Source organism: Bacillus sp. B2-WWTP-C-10-Post-4 (assembly GCF_009183805.1).
GTDB lineage: Bacteria > Bacillota > Bacilli > Bacillales > Bacillaceae_G > Bacillus_A > Bacillus_A cereus.
Map to the genome: position 1 here is coordinate 1 of NZ_WEII01000269.1, position 864 is coordinate 864.

The following is an 864-nucleotide window of genomic DNA, read 5'->3' on the forward strand; positions in this document are numbered from 1 at the left end:
GCATTGTTATAACAGAAATGATAGTAAAGATAATAAATGATGGAAGAACGCCATTTCCGCCTAAGTAAAACCGGTAAGAAAGATATAAAATTCCTATAAAAACAATGTTTTTTGTATTTCCATATAGAAAAACTAATATTATAGGAATAAAACGTAAATCATAAATAAATCCCACATGTAGATGAAAAGGAAAAGTCATACAAAAAATAATAGCAATGGAGGAAAGGATAGAAAATAACATATTATTACATGTTATTTTTTCTTTAAACTCTAGCCAAAATACGTGATAGCTAAGGATACAAATTATTATAATAAAGGTATTTAATAAAAGAGTAGAAATTCCCATAGTTTTGCATCTCCGATAGTTTGTAAGTAGAATTATGTATGAGTTGGACATAGATGTTTAGTATTAGTAGACTTTTTATCTAAAAAAGGAAGGGTACTTGAAAAGTGCTGTTATATTACTCGTATTAAAATTGATAAGGAAAATAGAAAAAAATAATAGATAAAAAATCTATTTAAATTTATGTACATATGAAATCATAAACTAACTTTTGTATAGGTGAAATTTGGATTGAGTTACTGATAAAATAAGTCTTTTTAAGTATGAATATTCTGTGAAAATGATATGCGTGGTGACTCCTGTTTTGTAGCCTTCGTTATATTAACATGGAATATATCAAATTACAAAGTGAAATTTTAGAAAAATTTTATTAGTACATTTTATCTGAAATAGAAATGCTATTTATTTGAGTATTTTGGTACTTACTCGTATAAAACTTTGTTAGAAAAAGACTTTAAAATTTACATGTTTTTTATGAAGTGTAATATTGTAGCTTTATCTATGTGGCTTTCTCAATAACT

Annotated in this window: 1 pseudogene; it reads right to left on the minus strand. The window is 25.0% G+C overall.

The features are described from left to right. A pseudogene (locus GBN78_RS29840) lies at window positions 1-346 on the minus strand (sensor histidine kinase); the annotation flags it as partial. Window positions 347-864 lie beyond the last annotated feature (518 nt).